Consider the following 17,804-nt stretch of genomic DNA (forward strand, 5'->3'; position numbering starts at 1 on the left):
ATTGTCTACCCGAATAGAGAAACGACGGTGCGAACCCGGAGCGCATCCGGGGCCGGCCGATCCGGCAGGGTGACTGTTGTACCCTGCGGAATATGCGGACCGAGGCCAGCCAGCCCCGGATTGAGACCGAGCGCCACTTCGAGCAGCGCCTGTCCCTCGGCCCCATAGGCTTGGAACAGGAGCAGATCGAGGGTCATGCGCTCGCGTTTGATGAGAACGGCCTGCGCCATCACAACCCCACTTGCGCAAACAGGGAAAGGATCGAGCCGATAATACCGGGAGAGGCGCCCTCGGGTCCGACCTTCACCAGAGCGATCGTATGCTTGACGCGGAAGCCGACGCCATTGCTCATGAGGGCAGTGTGGGCCTCGGAGATGCTCTCGATGGCGAACCAGCCAAGCATGCGCCCGTCGCCGCGCATCACCGGCAAGCGTTGGCCGGACTGGCGAAAACCGTGGGCGATCTCGAGCTCGGTCATGCCGCCGCCACCGGGAATTTTAAACGGCAGCAACTGGCCGGAGAGGGTGAGCTTATCGTCTCCCTCTCCCATGAATTCCCGGCCGGGAAGCGTGCCGATCAGCGGCTTGACGGCAAAGTCCGCCCCCGCTGATCGGCTGACATCGTCGACATTGAAGGGGCGTGTATCGAGCGTCAGGGAACCGATGGAATAGAGCATCATGCAATCCTGTGGCCGGTATCCACCTGGAGGGCGGAGAACATGTCCCGCAATTGTCGATCGAGATAGGCGATCATCGCATCCGCATCCGCTTCGTTGGTGATCTGAACCGATCCGATTAGCGGCGCAGAAATGGTTACGCCGCCGGCGCCGCCCTGGGCCCCGGAGAGGATGCCCCGGGTCTGCCGGGCGGTGTGCACCTCGCCAGGTCCGCCGAACTCGACGAGCTCGGGACCCTCTTCACCCACGAGGGCCAACCCAGAATTAAAGCGGCCGCCTTTGGCAAACGCCCCTCCAATCCGTTGGCCTCCCGGAGTGGTGTCGCCCGGTTGGACAAGCCGCTGCTGCGGCCCGCCTTGTGCTTCTCCGCCCGCGAACGGATTGAGGCCCGAGATCGCCGAGCCAAGGCCCGCAACCATGTTGGGGATGATCGATTTCATGCCCTCCCAGATCGCGTTCATGAGATCGATGCCGGTTTGCACCCAGTCAAAGCTCGTGATTGCATCCGACAGCATCTGACCGATATTGGCGAAGGCATCGACAATCCCGTCGACCAGCTGCTGGCCCGCCGCCAGCCCCTTTGCCGCGAGGCTCCCCTCTTCGATCCGGATGGAAAACATGTTGTTCCAGGAAAGGTCGGCAAAACCCTGCTTGATGCCATCGATCAGGCTCCGGGCAAGCTGCCCACCAGATTGCTCGAAGCCAGCCTTCTGCTCATCGGTCAGCTGCTCCTGGGTGAAGAGATTTCCGATGAGATCACCAACACCGGAAAGGGCGGACTTGGCCTGCTCCCAGCCACTGGCGATGGATTCACCCAAGGGCGAAAACCATTCGATCATTGGTTGCGCCGCTTCGAGAACCGGCCGTAATTCCTCCCCGATGGCGGATGCAAAGCCGCTGACAAAAGAAGCGATCCGATCCCAGTATTTGTAGATCAGCACCCCGGCACTCGCGACGGCGACAATGCCGGCCGCCACCGGAAGGGTAATCGCACCCAGCGCCGTGCCGATGGCAGCCAATACAGCCTTGGCAATGCCCATTCCGGGTGCCGCCATTGCAAGCGCCTTGGCGCCATCAACAACCTTGGCAAAACCGCCGTACTTGGCCCCGCTCATCGCTGCGAGAGCGCTTTGGTAAGCGATCATGCTCGAGACTGCCTTGCCAGCATTCTTCGCGGGCTCCACGACGCCACGAAACCCCAATGCCATCAAGTCCAGCATGCCGCCCTTACCGAGCAGGCCAACAAATTTGAGGCCAACCATAGCCACCCGAAAACCGATCAGGGCCGCGCTGGCGGCGATGACATTGCGTGTCAGTTCCGGATTGGCCTCGGCAAATTCGGAGATCCTGGTGACGATCGGGCCAATGGTGGCGAGGATCTCATTGAGCGGCGGCAAGAGGATGCTGCCAATAATGATGCCGAGGTCATTGACCTGATTTTTGAAGCGCTGAATCGCGAACTCGGTGGTGGCCGCGCGTTTTTCGAACTCGGCGCCGACAGAGCCGGCATAGGTCATCTCGTCGGACACAAAGCCGAGCGCCTCGCGCAGAGCTTCGGTATTGCCGAGCAGCGGGATCAACGCGCGTGCTTCATCGCCAAAGAGATCGGAGATCGCGGCGGCCTGCATTTCTGCTGGCAGCCTGCCGATCGCCTCGATCACCTCGAGCGTTGTGCCGACCGCGTCCTTCTGCATTGCGCCCGCGACTTTGCGCGCATTCATGCCGAGCTTGCGGAAAGCATCCTGCTGCCGCTTGGTCGAGGATGCCCCTTTGGTCAGCGCGCGGCCCATATTGCGGAACGACGTCGAAGCGACATTGGCTTCGGCACCCGCACTGATCATCGCCGAACCAAAGGCCAGCGTCTGTTCCTTGGTGAAACCAAAGAACTCGCCCTGGACCGCAACTTCCTTGGAGAAGGTGATCAGGGAAGGCGCGTTGGACGCGGTGTTGTCGGCGAGGTGATTGATGGCGTCAGCATAGCGCTCCGTCTCGCCAATCGTCAGCCGCAACGCCGTTTTGATATTGGCCAGGTCCTGCCCGGCTTCGGCGCCGCCAATCCCCCAGGCGAGGGCCGCCTTGGCGGTGAGGCGGGTAAAGTCGAGTAGATCTTCCTGGGCGATGCCGGCCGCTGCTGCATTCTCCGACAGAGCGGCCAGCTCGGTTACCGCCATGGGGATTTCCGAAGTGGCCAGCGCCCGCAGTTCCTTGCCATAGGCAGAGAGCCCCTCGGCATTGAAGTCCGTCACCTTGGCGATATCGGCCATGGCGCTTTCGAAGCCGATGGCGGCACCGACAGGAGCGGACAGCCCGCGATAGAGCGCATAGCCCGCACCAACGGCACCGAGCATCTGTCCCTGCATTTCGGAGATGGCGCGGCGATTGGCGGCCGCCGCGTCATTGAGCCGGGATACGGTTGCAGAGACCTGACGCGCCGGTGCACTGACCCGATCGATCAGCGAGAGGATCAGGCTGGATTCAAGCTTGGCCATGTGATTTCTCTGTTCTAGTGCGCAACCGAACCTGACCAGCAACGCGCCTTAACGCCGCGTTTTTTGAGGGTGCAGGATCTTCGCCAGTTCATTGTGCCACCGGGCCGCCTTCCGGACCGGCAGGGCCTCGACCTCGGAGATCGAGGTCGAGCAATGGTGCGCCAGCAGGACAGCTAGTCGGAGCCATTGTCCTCTGGCGTATCGGCGTTTCCCAAAAAGCCATTGGTGGCCTTGGTGATCCGATTAAGGTCGCGCAGCGGCAATTGCCGGAACGTGTCCAGACCCACTCCGGCCATCGAGGCCAGCATGGTCGCGGTTTTGGCAAAATCCCCTTCGACCCCGTCGGCGGCGATCATGTCCCCGACATTGGCCTCCCGAAAGGTGAGCTCGGAAACGTTTGTGCCATTGACCTCGACCGGCTTGGACAGCTTTACGGTAACAGTCTCTGCCATGGCTTAAGCCCCCAATGCTGTGCGTTGCGCCTGGGTAATGTCCCGCCCCTTGAAGCGGATCACCCCTTCCCAGAAATCCCAATAGAACAGCTCTTCGCCATCGAGGCTGAACTCGTAATGGGTGACCTCGTTGAAGGCGTGCGTGCTGCCCTGGAACTCGGCCGGATCGCTCTCATCGGCTTCCCAGCCGGTGATCGCCCCTTCGATAATGGCGCGTCCCGGCACAAAGCCGCCGCCACCGGGGCCGCGCTTCTTGTAGGAACCGGCGAACAGCCACCGATCGACTTCGCCAAAGCCGGTGAAAATGTCGGTATCGATGCCTTTGGCGTTGAACGCCGGCTCCGGCGCTTCGACACGCGGAATGGCGAAGTTGACGGCGCCGGTGCCGCCGCCAGGGTTGTGTTCGGTCGTCAGCAGATTGAGTGGCGGCAGCGTCAGCGTACTGATCACCGTCTTGCGGGTGAACTCGGGCTGGGAAAGGCGCCGCACGTCGACCGCAGTCAGGAGATAAATGGCAGCTTGTGTCATGGAACAGGATCCTTATGCGACGGACGAAAGCCGGGCGATGATGTCGGCAACCAGCCCTTCGACAGCCGGGCGGTAACGACGCACCTCGTGATGGGCGACCTTGAAGGCGGGCGCAGGCTCGATGCCCATATTGACCGTCAGGTGCCCCAGGCGAATGTTTTCCGGGCTGTTCTTGTCCGCGCGGAACTGGACGTCATAGCCGAGAATGTCCTCATCGGCCTGATGATCGCGCAGCATGAACTTGATGGACTGCAGCCAGGCTTCCGCAAGGCTCACCGTGATCTTGCGACCGAGATATTGCCGTGTGATCTGCATCATCTTGACGGTCAGATAATCGGCGCCACGCACCTGGTGGATCTGCTTCCAGAGTTCGCCAGTTGTGGTGTTGTCCGTGCCAATAAAGCTGAAGCCGCCATCGGAAATGGCACCATCGACACCGGTTTCGCCGGCGACGACGATCGAGACCTCGCCCTCGAGCATCTGCTGGCCCTCGGTCGAGCCATCGAGCAACGAGAACGGAATGCGCCGGCTCAGCCCAGCGAGGCCATAGAGCGTGCGATTGGCGATGGGGTTGAACGGCTTACCCTGATTGGCATTGTCCACCCGCATGAACAGACCTGCCACGCGGGGCGACATCGGCCGCGTCACCAGAGAGACGCCTTCGTAAACCCTTGCCGCGACGCCGATTGGCATCAGCCGCTCGGAGCTCATGGTTTCGCGGGCGTCGATCGCATTGGCGGCTGAAGTGTCGTCGACATCCACCGGCGCAATGGCCAGAAGCCGCTCGGCGGCGGCGGGCAAGGCAGCGATCACGGGGCCAACCGTTTCGAGGTCAGCGCGATAGGCGGTGCGGCCAGCCAGGAGAATGCGCGGCGTGGCATTCACCGCTGACGGGATGGCCGCGATATTGGTTGGGGCTAGGGCCGTCGCAATATTGGCCGCGGTCGCCGCTGCATTGGCGCCTTCCGCCACCCGGTAAATGGTGACGTCGGCGCCGGCATTGAGGCCGCCGAGCTGGGCGTTGATGCCGTCGACATAGTCCCGGAGCATGCCCGTGCCGAGCTTGCCCACCATCGCACCATCGCTGGTCGAGATGCGGACCGGCTGGCCAAGGGGATAGGTGGCCGCATCGGCATCCGCCGAGGTTTCGATGATCAGCGCCTTGGAAAAGTCGGCGCCCAATACCGGCACCGGCTCGTCGTCCGGACGCGAAAATGTCATGCCGAAAACCGGTGCGGTCATCGGGGTCTCCTTTTGATGTTGAAGGCAAACAAAAAGGCCCGCCGTGTGGCGAGCCGTTCAGGAATAAACGTGAAAGATCATCGACAAGCTCTGAAGAGCCCACATGGGGAACAAAATCGGCAACCCTTGAAGCTATTCCACGCCACTGCAACCTGCTGATCTGTGCAAGATTGTGAAACCCATCACCCGCGGAAAGCGCTATAGTTCTGTTGCAGGCTTGCCCCGGCCAGCTTCGCAGTCCCGGCAATGGTACGCGGGGACTGCATCCCGCTTTGCGTTCTTTATGACTTAGACATCATTCGCACATACCGTTGAGACGCACGTGGCTCCGGGGGAGGAAATTGGGCCTTGACCCGTCAATCGGTCAGCGTTTCATTTTCCCCATTTTCCCCTTCGGCCCCAACCAGTAGAGCAGCAGCTCCACCGTCGAGACGGCGAAGAGCGCTGGCAGGGCAAACCACCACAGCCCCGCATCCCAGAGGCAATGAGCGAAGGCCACATTGGCCTTGTCAAACACACCCATATCGAAGCTAACGAACAGCGCCGGGTCATGCTTGTCGCAGCAGTGGCGGATGGAGATGCCAGCGATGACGTCGGGCACTCCGGTGCATCCGTCATTCTCAAAGACTGTGAGCATTGTCCCACAAAGCCTCCAACTGCTCGGGTGTCACCCCGGCGATCTGGCGCAATGTCTGGGTCAACGGGTGATCGAAACGGTATTCATCGCTGTCCTCAAGGATCGCCGACGCCAAGGCCCATGTGGCAGGGTCGTGGTTCGGGCTGTCCGGATCGTTGAGACTGGCAAGCCAAGCTTGGATGTCCGCCTCGTGGCCCGTCAGCCGAAGCATGGCCTTGAAGCGCCAGCGCGGGAGCGGAGAGAGGTCGAGGGCTGGTTCGAAAGCAGGAGGCCCCGCCTTCTCGGCCCGAGCCACCCACTGCCCATCCCAGACCGCGAATTCGCCCTCGTCCAAGTTCGGCGGTGCCACGGTCACATAGCGTTGCGGCAAAGGAGCGCCGGGCGTGTGCTCGTGCTCCCCAAGGGAATTGCCGAACGCGTCGATCAGGTGAAACACGGTCATGCCGCTTCTCCTGCATAGATGTAGGCTTTGAGCGGGCCCTGATACGGGATATCGGGCACTTTGAAGACTTCGGGGTCTAGCACAATCCGCTCAACGGACCTGTCACTGTTCCCAATAAGCAAAGTTCCCCCACCGAACCCGTGATTGGAAAAACTTTTGCTTCCGCCCCTCATTTCCCAACTGGAGGCGGTGTCGTTACTCGCCCCATACGTCGAAGAACTCACCCCAAGTATCGACGCAGCTCCGAACCTGTAAAGACGGTTTATACTCAAACTGTGCCTGTTCAGGATCCGCTTTTGTCCGCTCTTAATGAGGACAAAATTCGTAATCCCCAGCCCGGCCTCATAGTTCGTATGCAGGATGTCCCCGTTTTGCAGAAAACCCCCAACACCGGATCCACTCATTCCGCCCGGCGCAAGGCCAAATGCGCTATCCGGATCAGGTTGAAGATACCACGACACGCTGGAGTTCCCTCCTCGCACAAGCATGCCACCGCCATGGAAGTCGATCAGATTGACTTGGACCATGGAGGCAGAAACAAAGATCGGCGTCCAACTCGCGCCGCCGTCTTCCGACTTCAACAAATATTCCGTGCCTTGGACACCCGCGTAAAAGACACCATCATTGGCCGCCAAAACATGCAACGCTGTTGCGACAGCCGTCGACAAGGTCGAGAAAGACCAGCTTGCGCCGTTGTTTGATGAACGAATGAACGTCACAACATTGGGCGAAACACCGGCATTCAAGAAGCCAATAATCCAGTCGTCACCCTCGGCAGCGATGGACTTGCAGGTGATGTTGACCCCAGTCAAATTGCTCACCGCTGGGGTGGATGCGAACGTCAGGCCATCGTCCGTTGATCGATGGATAGTGTGAACGTGGGTCGTCGCGTTCTTGGTCACAAAGATCCATGTGCCTGCGCCGTTCGTGCCCATACCGACGATTGGGTCGGCGGCGGTCAGAATGGTGGTCGCCACAGCAGGCAACACTGGATCGGGGAAACATGCCGCCAGCTCTGGATAATCCATCCGCAGATAGGCTGCTCCATCGGCAGGCAGATAGCCCGCAGCGGGCGGATCGGCTGCGTAGACAACGCTGCCGACCTCGGCCTTTGCAAAGCCTGCCGTCTGCGCGTCGACATATCCCTTGGGAGCCGCCTCATCATCCTCTTCAGGATCGCCCGCCAGCACCAGCGGCCCGGTCATGGTGCCGCCAGCCTTGTCCAGTTTCCCGGTAAGGGTTTCCTCCAGTTCCTCGAAATCGATGTTCGCCGAGAGCGATGCCGGCTCGCCCCAACCACCAGCCGTTTTGGGGCCATAAATGTCCCAGTTCGACGTGTTCAGGTAAAAGTCGCCGACCTTGCCTAGCCCTGACGCTGGCCCAGCCTCGCCATTGAGCAGGGTGTTGCCGTCCGGCGGGCCGACAGGCCCTTCCTCGCCGCGAGGCAGGACCAGATGGAGAAGATAGTGCCCATCCTCGCCGGTGATGCTGGCCTCGGCCTCGCTGCCCGGATCGCTCGTCGCGATGGTGCCGGTTTCAATTACTGGTGCCGGACCAACATCGCCGGTCAACCCGCGCAGATCCACGCTCTCGCCATAGGTGCCATCGGGCGAGAGAATGGACAGCTTGGTGTCGTCCCACTGGTGTTGGACGCCATGCTTGCGAAGGTACTCAGACACAAGCTCCTGCGCCGCTCGCGTCTTGTTGAGAAAGCCCTGCCCCTGGCGCACCAGCCCTTCGGCGATCTCACGGCTGCGGTCGGCCTGCTTGGCGAATGCTTCGGCGCGCGCTACTTCTGTCATTGCTCAAATCCTCAAGGTCAGGAGACGCGGCGCCAGAGTGTTACGCTTGACCAAATAGAGCCGGCACTTACGGCGGCGCCCATATTTTGCCAGGTGCCAACACCGATAATCGGACCGACATCAGCGATGCTCTGATTGCCCGTATACATCTGGGTAGTAAAAGCGATCAGTTCCAAAACTGTGCCGGAAACCGTCTCTAGCGGTGCTGCGGCCAGTGGCACCGCGCTTCCAGGCCCCATCGGGCTTTGTTTAATTCGGGCCATTACGATCGACCCAATGCCGTACCCCGAAGGGACGCCAGGATCGAAGCCCGAAAGCGCAGCGCCGATCATGGCCGCGACCCCGGCCGGGTGCGCGGCCAGTGTGGTCGAGGTGCCAGCGATGTGCTCCGGGATGCTTGCCAGATATTGCCGCCAGCCCGAGCCGGTGCGCCGCCACATCAGGCCGGTCGAACCGTCACACACGATGTGGCCAATGGGCACGCTGGTATAAGTCCAGCCGCCCTCGCGGAACTGGGCGATCTTGCCGGCATGAGCCGCCCATGCACCCGTTGCCGTGGTCGGCACCAGATAGGTCGCGCCAGTCGCCGGGGTATCCGGCGGCGCGGTTACGGCCACGCTGTCCACGGCCACGAAATAGGGGCGGATCGGGGTGCCGAAATGGGTCCGGTGCCCGTCTACGGTGTCGTTTACATAATTGACGGTGGCATAGGACGAGCCCGAGCTGACCACCGTCACCTGCGCCGTGTCGGAAATGACCAGGACCAGTGACAACTCAAGCGCGGCGATGACGCCCTCGGATGGTGTGGCCTTGTAGGTCGGAGGCACGGATGCCACGAACAGCAGAATGCCGTTCTCATCAAGCAGGCCCGCCTCGCGGATCGTCCAGCCGCCATCTTCCTCGTCGATGATGCCCGTGGCGACGATCTGGCCGTCTTCCGCCTCAACGCTTTGCAGCGGAAACGCGCCACTCAGATGAACCAGACCCGTCTGGGTTTCCAGCGGCGTTGTCGGATTGCCGTTGCCATCGCCCACCACCAGCGTGGTGAGCTTGATCGGCGCCTCGTCGGCAATGGCCGCAGCAATCGCCGCCTGGCCGGCAAGTGTCGGAATAGCATGGAACGATGTCATGAAAACTCTCCTCAGGGCCGAGCGCTAATCCGCAGGCGGTGACGGATGCGGACGGACCCGCCGATGAAAATAAGGCCCTTGATGGGCGCCAGAACGGGCGGACGATCCTCGATGCGGATCTTCCAGCGCATGCGGAGCGCGCCGCCAATATAGAGCCGTGCCGGTACAAGCCGTCTGGCTGCCGACACGGTTTCAAGCTTGGTGTGCGCGTTCTTGGCCTGATTGGCCACGCGCACCAGAATGTCGTGGTCACCCTGTTCCCAAGGCTCTACCTCGCCGATATCGACCCGCAGGCGAAACGTGTTGGGGTCGCGGCCCTCGGCTTCAAACCACTCGATCACCGACACATCGAAGCCCAGCGGGGCCAAGGCCCGTACGAGCGCCGGGCGCGTGCCCTTGACCTGGTGCATGCCAAAGCTGGCCGCTGTCACCGCCCGCTGGCGCTCGATCGGCCAGGCGCTGGTGAATTCGTCGACGCTACGCTCGGCCGCCAGATAGGGCAGCCAAGGCGCCGGAACCTCCGCAACCGATCGGGCCGCTGCAATGAGCCCGACCGGGTCTCGGGCGACGAGATCGGCGTCAACCGCCTCGACCGCGAGTTCCCACGGTGTGCTGTTCGAGGGCGGCAGGAGCGAGACGGTCCACTGCTCCTGATAGACCTCATCCCACCAATTGCTCATCAGCGCACCTCAACCGTCAGCGTCACCGCTCCCGGAACTGGAATTTGCATATGCGACGGCACGAGGTCGGGCTCGACAACATTCACGTCCGGAATGACGGGAATGCCTTCGGGAGAGACCAGCGCCAGCGCGGCCTCAAGGCCAGATTTCGGCACGCGGCGGCCGATGCGGCGGCGGCTTTCCTGGTAGCGCTGCAGATTGGCGAGCGCGGCCAGGCGGATCGCCTCACGGTCCCCGGATGCCCCGACATAAAGTGTGGCCGTGGCCGTGTAGATCTTGGACTGGGCCGCTGCGACAATCACCCGCGCAGCCAGCGGCCGCACCGACTGCTCATTGCGCACCAGGCGATACTGGGCGATGTCAGCGAGGATCTGCGCGCCGGAACCGCCCGCGCTATTCACGCTCACTGGCGGCCGATCGACAAAGCCGGTGCCGGCTGACCCGCATCACCGGGTTGGCGTCGAGCCGTGCGACCTCGAAAACGACACCCCCGGCCTGCAACTCGCCGACCAGCCGGGTGCGCGCCCGCTCGAGCAGAACGTCAAAATCCTCGCCGGCTAGCCCAGGCGGCGGGCCGAGGTTGAGCAAATCCGGAGCGGTAAATCGAAAACTCATGGTTCAACCGTCCTTGCCGTTCCATCCACAAACCTGAGGCCAAACGTCCTGACCCCTTCTACGGTGGGATCACCCAGATGGGCGCGCGGTCGCCAGTCGACCTCGATAGCGAATCCGGCGTGCCCGAGGCGCACCTCGTCAACCGTGCCGCTGAGCTCAATGCGCCGTACCCGAAAGCGCGGCTCCCAAAGGTCGATGCTGGCCGCCATCAACAGTCGAAATGCCGTAAACAGGCGCGGCACCATCAGCCGCCCGAGCAGTTCGACGAGGCCGCCACCGAACTGGCGCAGCATCACGAGCTCCCCGATGCGGGTGGTGAAGATGATCTCGACCGACTGCCGGGCAGAGGCATAGTTGTCGATGACCTCCCCGGTGTAGCGGTCGAGGTCCACCATCACGCCTCGTCCTTGACCTTGGCAGTGGCGGGTTTTGCCAGCGTGATGCGGCCGAGGCCAAGATCGTAGAGCGCCTCACTCTGGGTGAGTTCGACGCGCCGGTTTTTGGGCACGGGCTGGCCATTCACCCAGGAAACATCCTGGGCGACTTCATAGGTCTGCTTTTCCATGTTTCTCTCCTAGTCGACGGCCGAAACGACCGACGAGCCTTCAACGATGGGCCACGGGCCGGCCGATGAGCCGGCTCCGACCAAAACCATGTCCCCGATACGGGCTACGGGTTTCCCGCCTTCCCCGCCCAGTGACACCTTTGGCGCGTTCACCACGACGTGCTGCGCGGCGGTAATGTGCAATACGCCATCCTTGATCTCGATGCGGACACCCGCATCGTCAAAGACATTGGCGTTCATATCCGTGTTGGGCGAGGGATTGTCGTCAGAGTAGCCCGCGCGGAACACCAATCCCTGCCGCGGGTCCCCAGCCGGGTTCACCACCCCGACGATCTGCTTGAGCTTGAGCGGCACGCTGGTCTTGCCGGTCTCCGGGTGAGGATACCAGGGCGACAGGAACGGCTCGTCATCCTTTCCCCCGAGCCGCAGGCGGTAGCCCTTTTCGGCGTCGATCTGGGCCACCGGACCGATCTTGAGAGAATTTCCGAAAGCCGTTTTGAGCATCTCGAGGTCGGCTTTCATGCCAACGATCAAATCCAGCATCGGAGCTTACTCCACCGTCACGATAGGCCGGCCATCGATGTCAAAATCAACTTCGGCCAGAGGCCCGATGTCGGGATCATCGCCCAATTCGAGCGCCCGCATTTCTGCCAGGGTCAGCCCGTGGCGCCGCTGCAGGGATTTCCATTCTTCATTCTCGCCGGTCAGTAGAGACCGCATCAAGGCCGCCTGTGTCTGGTAGGTCGGGTCGGTCATTTCCTCGAGCTTGTCGAGGAACTGGAGCAAGGGCGCATCCGCGTCCATCACTTCTCCCCGCACCGGATCATCGGCCAAGTCCACTGTCAGCCGAACCTGTCGGCCCGCAATCTTGCTGCCATCGTCCGAGGTTCGGGCGCTGAGATATTCAATTTTGGCCAGCCGGTAGTGAAGGCCCCGATAAATCTCGGCCCACGCATTGTCCGGGTCGGACAGGGCATCGAAAACCTGCCGCTGGATGACATCGAGAAAGAACTCGATGGTTCGATCCGTCGAGGGCACCGAAATGCCGACGAGGACCGTTTCGTCTGTCTCCTGCTCCTGCTCGGTCATTGCCCCGGACATGCCAATTTCGATGACCAGGTCGCACAGCCCGTTTTCGACCAGCCCCCGGCCTGACACATCCTCGGCCTTGGCCTGGTCGGTAAAGACGCTGACAAAGGGCTTTTCCTCATCCGTGCGCAGGCTGCCGTCAGCCTGGACATCGAGGGCGCCATTGGGGCTATCGAGCACGCGGTCACCGACCAGTGTATTGCCTTTGATCGCTTCGACCGCCGCGATGCGCAGGGCAATCCGACAGAGGCTCATCAGACTTCTCCCAGCTCGAGCACAAGGCGGGTCTCGCCGCGATCGTCGACCCGCAGGACGACGAACAGGGGATCTCCGCGCCGCGCCACAGCGCGGATCTTGTCGCCCGTTTTGATGACCGGGCCGATATAGCTGGCCCGATTGATATGCAGCTCAGCCCGTCCGGCCGCGATCTGGGTGCGCCAGCTCTGTCCCTGCCCACCGGCGGCATTGGTTTCGCCGCCCCCACCGACCCGCAGGATCGCCTCGAACGCGATCTGCGTTCGGCTGGGGTCGGTCCGGCCATCCGCCATGGGCGAAAGCCGGACCGTTTCGGCAAAGAACCGATCGACACCGGAGACAACGCGCTCGCGCACATCCTGCATGCGAGACGCGATCGGCATCTCAGGATTTCCCGGCCGTTTTAGCCGGCTTGGGCTTTTTGTCGTCACCCGCGCCGGCGTCGTCGCTCTCGCCCGTCTCGTCGAGATTGACGAACGCATGCGTTCCGGCCGCGACGGCGTCCGTCGCCGGCCCATGGCGCAGCGTCTCGACTGCGCCGGTTTCCTTGTTCCTGACCAGCATGATGGCCTCCTAATTGCTCGAGGTCAGCTTCACCAGAAGCTTGGGGCGCTTGACCATCGGCAGCGGGTTGGACTGGCTGTGGACCTTGACCCAGCGCTGGAACTCGGGGTCGACCGCGGTGCGGACGTAGATTTCCTCGCCCAGCGTGTTCACCGTGTCGATGAAGTCCGCCGGCGCCCAATAGGTCTGGAACACGTCCTGCGTGCCGATCGGGAAGGCAATCGCTTCCCCGGAAGGAATGAACCGGCGCGAAGCATAGGTCCCGTTTTCCTGCAGGTACTGCGCCGAGCCGCGATATTCCTCGATGGTGAGGCCATGGAAGGGGAAGCCGCGGCGCACATCCTGGCGCAGCGGATTGTTCTGGCCGTCATAGTATTTGTAGATTTCCTCGACCTTGCCGTGGCCGATGAACTTCTCATACCACTCGGGCGAGGCGAGCACGTGAATGCCCGACATCGTTTCGCCCTCGAGATTATCCTCCATATAGGAGACGACCTCGCGCGCCTTGGCCTTCACATCGGTGCCGGTGGTTCCAAGCACGAAGTCGACGCTCTTCTGGCTGACACCGAACTCGGTGAAGAGATTGAGCAGCGAACTGCCATCGCTGTCGAGAATCTCGCCGCGCAACGCCCCCATGCGCATATGCTCAAGGGTGATGGCATGCTTGCGGCGCATGACGATCTGCTTGCGATTGACCAGGGCCGCCACGCTGTCCAGCACCCCATCATCGGCCACGCGGGCGACAATGTTCTGGACATCATCGGCGTTGACATAATCGTCGTGCGGAATGTGGAAGGTGCGGAAGCTGCGCACGCCGCGCTTTTCCGGCATGCCCTGGCTTGGCGGCGCACCGCGTTCGCGCGTCGGCAAGAGGTTCAGCGTGCCATTGGCATATTGTACGGCGACCGTCGTGGTGGTCAGTGGCTCACTGGCAAACAGTCCCAGCTCGCGGATGCGGCCATAATCGTTGGGTACGATATTGATGGCCTGGGTCAGCGAGGTCGCGCTGAAGGCAACATTGCCGAAGATATCAAGAATGGTCGGCATCCCTTACGCTCCTTCGCGCACGATGATCGGCGGATTGAGCGCGCCGAGAGCAGTGGTGATGGCGGTCCGCTCATTGGTCGTGTCAATGTCAGCGCCATATTTGAGGCCCTGGTGCACAACGATGGCATCGCGGACGATGATGACGGTGTTCTGGTCTGCCGATGTGGCATCGACCGGGTTGAGGACAATGCCGGCGGCGGTCTGGCTGCCGTCACTGGCGGCCACCGTCACCGGCTTGTACTTGCCCGAGGCTGTGATCTTGCCGACCACAGTGCCGGTCTGGACGATCCCGGCGCCGGAGGCGATGATCGCCTCTTCGCGCGAAAAGTGGCTGTCCGCTTCTCGCTTCAGCCAATCGCTGGCGTAGCGGCCTTCAACAATTGGATTGGCCATTTTATGCAGCCCCCTTTCCGAGCAGCTTGCGCATATTGTCCACCATCAGGGTGGGTGCCGACCTCTGCGCGGTCGCCGGCTTGCCATTGAGCCCTTCGCCATTGAGGCGGCGGGCTTCGAGCGTGGCGCTGTCGTCGACCGGCCCTGGACCCGGCGAAGGATCAGGATCGGCAGCGGCGGTTGGCTTTGGCGCTTTTGCCAGGATAGCGACGGCATCCGCGGCGCTCATTTCGGTGTCATAGGCCAGGTATTCGGCCTGTTCTTCCCGACCCGCGGCTTCCGCCGAGGTCATGATCGCCTTGATCCTCGTCTTGGCGTCTGCCGTGATCTGCTTTGCGTCGACGGGCTTGGACCCGCCGTCGGTCTTGTCCGACATGGTGTTCTCCGGTGCTGGACGTGGTGACGCGGCGGGAGCCGCTTTCATGGTCGGAGCCGACCAGTTCTTCTGCGTGGCCAGGGCCGTCAGGGCCTGAGGCGCGCGGGCATAGGTGCGATAGTCAAAGGCCGCGACCGGCTCGGACACTGTTTCGGTCGTTGCGTCGGCAAAGCCTTCGCTGACCGCCTCTTCCGGCGTCATCCAGCGTTCAGCCTTCATGATCGCCCTACAATCTTCGGCGGTCTTGCCCGACTTGGCGGCATAGACGCGCGAATAGGCGGTCGCGAGGGTATCGAGGGCGGCCATCGTCTTGGCGTGTTCGGCCGAGGTGCCCCAGGTGATGCCGGAAGGATCGTGGATCATCATCACCGCGCCGGCCGACATCGTCACCGTCTTGCCCGCCATGGCGATCAGCGAGGCGGCCGAAGCGGCAACACCCTCGACGATCACATTGGTCGTTCCCGTGCGGGCGGTGAGCAGCGCGTGGATCGCGGCCCCTTCCGTGGCAATGCCGCCCCCGGAATTGATGTGCACATCGAGCGCGGCATCATCGTCGAGCTGGGCGAGCGCCATCACGACGTCGGATGCGGTGAAGCCATCGTCATAGTAATAGTCACCCACATAGCCGGAAAGCCGAAGCTTTCCGTCATCGAGTATGGCAGCCATGGTAAAATCCTTTAGTAGGGGCGCGTCATCCGGCCCGACATCGCAAAGCGCGTCCGTTTCGGCCGTTCGCCCCGGCTGATCCGGCACTGACGGATCGCCTTTTCCAGCTCTCTCTGCACGGTTTCGAGGCCGGCAGCGGCAAAGCGGTTCATGTCCGTGCCGAACCGCGCCTCGGTGATCATCTCACCCATCAGCAGCGCTTCTTCGACTTTTCGGAGCAAGACCGCCCGGGCACACCAGTCGACCGCCAGCGGATCAACAACCACCGGAGGGGTGTCGATCGGACCGGTATCACCCGGAGGTGTGTCCTCTGGACTAGGAACGTCGAGGTGGAAGTCCTCTTCTGCCATGATCAGCTCTCCTCTGGCTGGCGCTGGCCGTCTGCGGCCGCGCCGAGCGGACCTGCGCCATCGCCCCCGCGCGAGCGGCCATGGGGCACGGCCATGCCGATGGCATTGAGGCGGCTGATTTCCTTGCCGACCTGATCGATTTCTTCCTCCCAGTCCTGTCCCTTGGCCGCATAGATGCGCTGCAACGAGGTGGCGCCGGTCTCAAGATTGACCTTATTGGCCATGGCATCCTTGTAGGGATCGGCACTGGGCTGTTCGGGGCCGCGCCATTCCGCCCAGCAGATGCGGTCCCGATGCGCTGTAAAGGCAGCAAGCCCGCCGCGCAGCGGGATCCGGCCCTCGGCAATGGCTTCCTCGAGCCAATGCTCATAAACGGCCTGCGCGAACGGCGCCGCGATTCGCTCGCGCCGGCGGACAGCGATTGGCCAGATGGTCGCCCCCTCCATGCGCACCGAGGCATAGGACGCGTCGGAAAAGTCCATGGTGAAGCTCGAGGCCGTAATCCCGAGGCGTCGCGCCATCTCCCGCTGCAAATTCTTCGAGAACGGCAGATATTGTGACCCCGGCGTTGCTGCCGTGTGCAGCTGCAGTTCTTCGCCCGGCCCCAGATGATTGATCCGGGCAGGATCAGACATCGAGATGCCCTTTTCTTTCAGCGCCTCGATCCGCATCCCCCAGATGTCGAGCAGGTCCTGGGCAACATCCTTTGCCCCATCGAACGTCCCCATGTCATCGGCCAGGGTTTGAATCGCCTGAAAAGCGTCCTCGCTGGCCTCCGGACTTTTGATCGTCGCGGCGAAAATGGTCTGCATCAGCGCCGTCGACAGCGTTGCATCGGCGAGCTGGTCGGACTGGGCAATGACCTTGAGCACCGGCGCCATCACCGAGATGCCGCGCACCGAGCCGGAGTTTTCGCCCCGGTCCATGACGTGAATGACATCGCGGGCCGCAATGTCGCGATCGACATCGATGCCGGTTTCCCGGCGACGGAAGCGATAGGCCAGCGCCCGGCCCCAGGCATCCTGAAAAATGCCCTGGTCGAGCCCTTCAAACTCCCGGCTCACGCGCGGCAGGCGGTGTGGGGCGACCAGCGACACTTTTGTTCCGGTCGACAAACCATGCCGCGCCCGGCTGCGCTGCGGCACAAAGTCCAGCACCCCAAAGGCTTCGCCATAGGCCAGATAGGCCCGGATCACCGCATCGAGCATTTCCGGGATGGTGGAACGCCCCGCCAGATCACACTCGTGGGCGTTCCAGCTCCAGCGCCGCCATGCTGCCTGCACCAGGCGCGCCCAGGCCGCCTGCTCTTCGGCACTATACCCAAGCGCAGCGAGATCCGGACGGGCATTGAGCGAGAGCTCGATTCCGTTGGTGTCACTGACCACCTGGTCGGCAGCACCGGCCAGCCAGCCGGAGTTGTGCATGAAGTCGAGCGCCAGCGCGCTCGCCCGCTCTGCCGCCTCGATCACATCCGAGCGCGCATCCCGCACCACGGCGCGGCGCATCGCCAGGATCGGCGATATCGACATTGTCGCAGATCGGGGCGACAGGCTGGACCAGGTCGAGGGTAGGCTGGGCAAAGTCGAGGACACAGATTTCGGGCGGCTCATCCACCGTCATGGCCATAACCGGCGCGGACGCCAGCATGACCAGACCGAGCAGAGCCGCACCCAGAAAAGCACGAATGTGCATGGGCAGTCCCTTTCATGTGAGGAGGTCAGAAGCTCAGGCCCACGGCACTTCCTGCAAATTTGCAGTTGGTTGTTTCGCCAGCGTCTCAGCGCGCCAAACGAAAACGCCCCGGCG

24 protein-coding genes are annotated in these 17,804 nt (G+C 62.4%); all 24 read right to left on the minus strand.

What is annotated here, in order from left to right; genetic code table 11:
* Positions 1-5: 5 nt before the first annotated feature.
* Positions 6-230, minus strand: coding sequence for a tail protein X (locus NYQ88_RS03290; protein WP_275653549.1), 225 nt, complete (start codon positions 228-230; stop codon positions 6-8).
* The gene (locus tag NYQ88_RS03295) at positions 230-679 is read right to left on the minus strand and encodes a phage tail protein (RefSeq protein WP_275653550.1); all 450 of its coding nucleotides are present in this window, start codon (positions 677-679) and stop codon (positions 230-232) included. Before NYQ88_RS03295 ends, NYQ88_RS03290 begins: the two co-directional genes overlap by 1 nt.
* Positions 676-3,165: a phage tail tape measure protein gene (locus NYQ88_RS03300; protein ID WP_275653551.1), complete on the minus strand. Its 2,490-nt coding sequence runs from the start codon at positions 3,163-3,165 to the stop codon at positions 676-678. The genes NYQ88_RS03295 and NYQ88_RS03300 overlap by 4 nt, the downstream gene beginning before the upstream one ends.
* Positions 3,166-3,338: 173 nt before the next feature.
* Positions 3,339-3,617: a phage tail assembly protein gene (locus NYQ88_RS03305; protein ID WP_275653552.1), complete on the minus strand. Its 279-nt coding sequence runs from the start codon at positions 3,615-3,617 to the stop codon at positions 3,339-3,341.
* Positions 3,618-3,620: 3 nt separating this feature from the next.
* Complete coding sequence (locus tag NYQ88_RS03310) at positions 3,621-4,145, minus strand: phage major tail tube protein (protein WP_275653553.1); 525 nt, start codon at positions 4,143-4,145, stop codon at positions 3,621-3,623.
* A gap of 12 nt (positions 4,146-4,157) precedes the next feature.
* Positions 4,158-5,387 carry a phage tail protein gene (locus tag NYQ88_RS03315; RefSeq protein ID WP_275653554.1) on the minus strand — a complete coding sequence of 410 codons (1,230 nt, stop codon included), beginning with the start codon at positions 5,385-5,387 and terminating at the stop codon, positions 4,158-4,160.
* 364 nt (positions 5,388-5,751) lie between these two features.
* Positions 5,752-5,988 (minus strand): hypothetical protein, encoded by a 237-nt coding sequence (locus NYQ88_RS03320; protein ID WP_275653555.1) that lies wholly within the window; start codon positions 5,986-5,988, stop codon positions 5,752-5,754.
* A gap of 19 nt (positions 5,989-6,007) precedes the next feature.
* On the minus strand, positions 6,008-6,466 hold the full coding sequence (locus NYQ88_RS03325) for a hypothetical protein (RefSeq protein ID WP_275653556.1): 459 nt from the start codon (positions 6,464-6,466) through the stop codon (positions 6,008-6,010).
* Positions 6,463-8,268, minus strand: coding sequence for a hypothetical protein (locus NYQ88_RS03330; RefSeq protein ID WP_275653557.1), 1,806 nt, complete (start codon positions 8,266-8,268; stop codon positions 6,463-6,465). The genes NYQ88_RS03325 and NYQ88_RS03330 overlap by 4 nt, the downstream gene beginning before the upstream one ends.
* 17 nt (positions 8,269-8,285) lie before the next feature.
* Positions 8,286-9,398, minus strand: a complete 1,113-nt coding sequence (locus NYQ88_RS03335) for a phage tail protein (protein WP_275653558.1) — start codon at positions 9,396-9,398, stop codon at positions 8,286-8,288.
* Positions 9,399-9,409: 11 nt separating this feature from the next.
* Entirely contained in the window at positions 9,410-10,078 is a 669-nt protein-coding gene (locus NYQ88_RS03340) for a phage tail protein I (protein ID WP_275653559.1), read from the minus strand.
* On the minus strand, positions 10,078-10,485 hold the full coding sequence (locus NYQ88_RS03345; protein ID WP_275653560.1) for a baseplate J/gp47 family protein: 408 nt from the start codon (positions 10,483-10,485) through the stop codon (positions 10,078-10,080). The genes NYQ88_RS03340 and NYQ88_RS03345 overlap by 1 nt, the downstream gene beginning before the upstream one ends.
* Positions 10,472-10,693 (minus strand): hypothetical protein, encoded by a 222-nt coding sequence (locus NYQ88_RS03350; RefSeq protein ID WP_275653561.1) that lies wholly within the window; start codon positions 10,691-10,693, stop codon positions 10,472-10,474. The genes NYQ88_RS03345 and NYQ88_RS03350 overlap by 14 nt, the downstream gene beginning before the upstream one ends.
* Complete coding sequence (locus NYQ88_RS03355) at positions 10,690-11,088, minus strand: GPW/gp25 family protein (RefSeq protein WP_275653562.1); 399 nt, start codon at positions 11,086-11,088, stop codon at positions 10,690-10,692. Before NYQ88_RS03355 ends, NYQ88_RS03350 begins: the two co-directional genes overlap by 4 nt.
* Positions 11,088-11,258 (minus strand): hypothetical protein, encoded by a 171-nt coding sequence (locus tag NYQ88_RS03360; protein ID WP_275653563.1) that lies wholly within the window; start codon positions 11,256-11,258, stop codon positions 11,088-11,090. Before NYQ88_RS03360 ends, NYQ88_RS03355 begins: the two co-directional genes overlap by 1 nt.
* 9 nt (positions 11,259-11,267) lie before the next feature.
* Complete coding sequence (locus NYQ88_RS03365; RefSeq protein ID WP_275653564.1) at positions 11,268-11,801, minus strand: baseplate assembly protein; 534 nt, start codon at positions 11,799-11,801, stop codon at positions 11,268-11,270.
* Positions 11,802-11,807: 6 nt separating this feature from the next.
* Positions 11,808-12,602 carry a hypothetical protein gene (locus NYQ88_RS03370; protein ID WP_275653565.1) on the minus strand — a complete coding sequence of 265 codons (795 nt, stop codon included), beginning with the start codon at positions 12,600-12,602 and terminating at the stop codon, positions 11,808-11,810.
* Positions 12,602-12,985 (minus strand): hypothetical protein, encoded by a 384-nt coding sequence (locus NYQ88_RS03375; protein ID WP_275653566.1) that lies wholly within the window; start codon positions 12,983-12,985, stop codon positions 12,602-12,604. The genes NYQ88_RS03370 and NYQ88_RS03375 overlap by 1 nt, the downstream gene beginning before the upstream one ends.
* A gap of 1 nt (position 12,986) precedes the next feature.
* Positions 12,987-13,166: a hypothetical protein gene (locus NYQ88_RS03380; RefSeq protein WP_275653567.1), complete on the minus strand. Its 180-nt coding sequence runs from the start codon at positions 13,164-13,166 to the stop codon at positions 12,987-12,989.
* 9 nt (positions 13,167-13,175) lie between these two features.
* Entirely contained in the window at positions 13,176-14,213 is a 1,038-nt protein-coding gene (locus NYQ88_RS03385; RefSeq protein WP_275653568.1) for a major capsid protein, read from the minus strand.
* A gap of 3 nt (positions 14,214-14,216) precedes the next feature.
* Positions 14,217-14,606 (minus strand): head decoration protein, encoded by a 390-nt coding sequence (locus NYQ88_RS03390; RefSeq protein ID WP_275653569.1) that lies wholly within the window; start codon positions 14,604-14,606, stop codon positions 14,217-14,219.
* A gap of 1 nt (position 14,607) precedes the next feature.
* Positions 14,608-15,648, minus strand: coding sequence for a head maturation protease, ClpP-related (locus tag NYQ88_RS03395; protein WP_275653570.1), 1,041 nt, complete (start codon positions 15,646-15,648; stop codon positions 14,608-14,610).
* Positions 15,649-15,659: 11 nt separating this feature from the next.
* Positions 15,660-15,998: a hypothetical protein gene (locus NYQ88_RS03400; protein WP_275653571.1), complete on the minus strand. Its 339-nt coding sequence runs from the start codon at positions 15,996-15,998 to the stop codon at positions 15,660-15,662.
* 2 nt (positions 15,999-16,000) lie between these two features.
* Positions 16,001-17,527, minus strand: a complete 1,527-nt coding sequence (locus NYQ88_RS03405; protein WP_275653572.1) for a phage portal protein — start codon at positions 17,525-17,527, stop codon at positions 16,001-16,003.
* Positions 17,528-17,804: the final 277 nt, after the last annotated feature.

It is taken from the genome of Devosia sp. SD17-2 (genome assembly GCF_029201565.1).
In the GTDB taxonomy this organism is placed as follows: domain Bacteria; phylum Pseudomonadota; class Alphaproteobacteria; order Rhizobiales; family Devosiaceae; genus Devosia.

What these genes read in the sequence shown, in the direction of transcription:
- NYQ88_RS03290 (WP_275653549.1), bottom strand. Translation starts at nt 230, where the DNA reads ATGGCGCAGGCCGTTCTCATCAAACGCGAGCGCATGACCCTCGATCTG.
- NYQ88_RS03295 (WP_275653550.1), bottom strand. Translation starts at nt 679, where the DNA reads ATGATGCTCTATTCCATCGGTTCCCTGACGCTCGATACACGCCCCTTC.
- NYQ88_RS03300 (WP_275653551.1), bottom strand. Translation starts at nt 3,165, where the DNA reads ATGGCCAAGCTTGAATCCAGCCTGATCCTCTCGCTGATCGATCGGGTC.
- NYQ88_RS03305 (WP_275653552.1), bottom strand. Translation starts at nt 3,617, where the DNA reads ATGGCAGAGACTGTTACCGTAAAGCTGTCCAAGCCGGTCGAGGTCAAT.
- NYQ88_RS03310 (WP_275653553.1), bottom strand. Translation starts at nt 4,145, where the DNA reads ATGACACAAGCTGCCATTTATCTCCTGACTGCGGTCGACGTGCGGCGC.
- NYQ88_RS03315 (WP_275653554.1), bottom strand. Translation starts at nt 5,387, where the DNA reads ATGACCGCACCGGTTTTCGGCATGACATTTTCGCGTCCGGACGACGAG.
- NYQ88_RS03325 (WP_275653556.1), bottom strand. Translation starts at nt 6,466, where the DNA reads ATGACCGTGTTTCACCTGATCGACGCGTTCGGCAATTCCCTTGGGGAG.
- NYQ88_RS03330 (WP_275653557.1), bottom strand. Translation starts at nt 8,268, where the DNA reads ATGACAGAAGTAGCGCGCGCCGAAGCATTCGCCAAGCAGGCCGACCGC.
- NYQ88_RS03335 (WP_275653558.1), bottom strand. Translation starts at nt 9,398, where the DNA reads ATGACATCGTTCCATGCTATTCCGACACTTGCCGGCCAGGCGGCGATT.
- NYQ88_RS03340 (WP_275653559.1), bottom strand. Translation starts at nt 10,078, where the DNA reads ATGAGCAATTGGTGGGATGAGGTCTATCAGGAGCAGTGGACCGTCTCG.
- NYQ88_RS03350 (WP_275653561.1), bottom strand. Translation starts at nt 10,693, where the DNA reads ATGAGTTTTCGATTTACCGCTCCGGATTTGCTCAACCTCGGCCCGCCG.
- NYQ88_RS03355 (WP_275653562.1), bottom strand. Translation starts at nt 11,088, where the DNA reads ATGGTGGACCTCGACCGCTACACCGGGGAGGTCATCGACAACTATGCC.
- NYQ88_RS03360 (WP_275653563.1), bottom strand. Translation starts at nt 11,258, where the DNA reads ATGGAAAAGCAGACCTATGAAGTCGCCCAGGATGTTTCCTGGGTGAAT.
- NYQ88_RS03365 (WP_275653564.1), bottom strand. Translation starts at nt 11,801, where the DNA reads ATGCTGGATTTGATCGTTGGCATGAAAGCCGACCTCGAGATGCTCAAA.
- NYQ88_RS03370 (WP_275653565.1), bottom strand. Translation starts at nt 12,602, where the DNA reads ATGAGCCTCTGTCGGATTGCCCTGCGCATCGCGGCGGTCGAAGCGATC.
- NYQ88_RS03375 (WP_275653566.1), bottom strand. Translation starts at nt 12,985, where the DNA reads ATGCCGATCGCGTCTCGCATGCAGGATGTGCGCGAGCGCGTTGTCTCC.
- NYQ88_RS03380 (WP_275653567.1), bottom strand. Translation starts at nt 13,166, where the DNA reads ATGCTGGTCAGGAACAAGGAAACCGGCGCAGTCGAGACGCTGCGCCAT.
- NYQ88_RS03385 (WP_275653568.1), bottom strand. Translation starts at nt 14,213, where the DNA reads ATGCCGACCATTCTTGATATCTTCGGCAATGTTGCCTTCAGCGCGACC.
- NYQ88_RS03390 (WP_275653569.1), bottom strand. Translation starts at nt 14,606, where the DNA reads ATGGCCAATCCAATTGTTGAAGGCCGCTACGCCAGCGATTGGCTGAAG.
- NYQ88_RS03395 (WP_275653570.1), bottom strand. Translation starts at nt 15,648, where the DNA reads ATGGCTGCCATACTCGATGACGGAAAGCTTCGGCTTTCCGGCTATGTG.
- NYQ88_RS03400 (WP_275653571.1), bottom strand. Translation starts at nt 15,998, where the DNA reads ATGGCAGAAGAGGACTTCCACCTCGACGTTCCTAGTCCAGAGGACACA.
- NYQ88_RS03405 (WP_275653572.1), bottom strand. Translation starts at nt 17,527, where the DNA reads ATGTCGATATCGCCGATCCTGGCGATGCGCCGCGCCGTGGTGCGGGAT.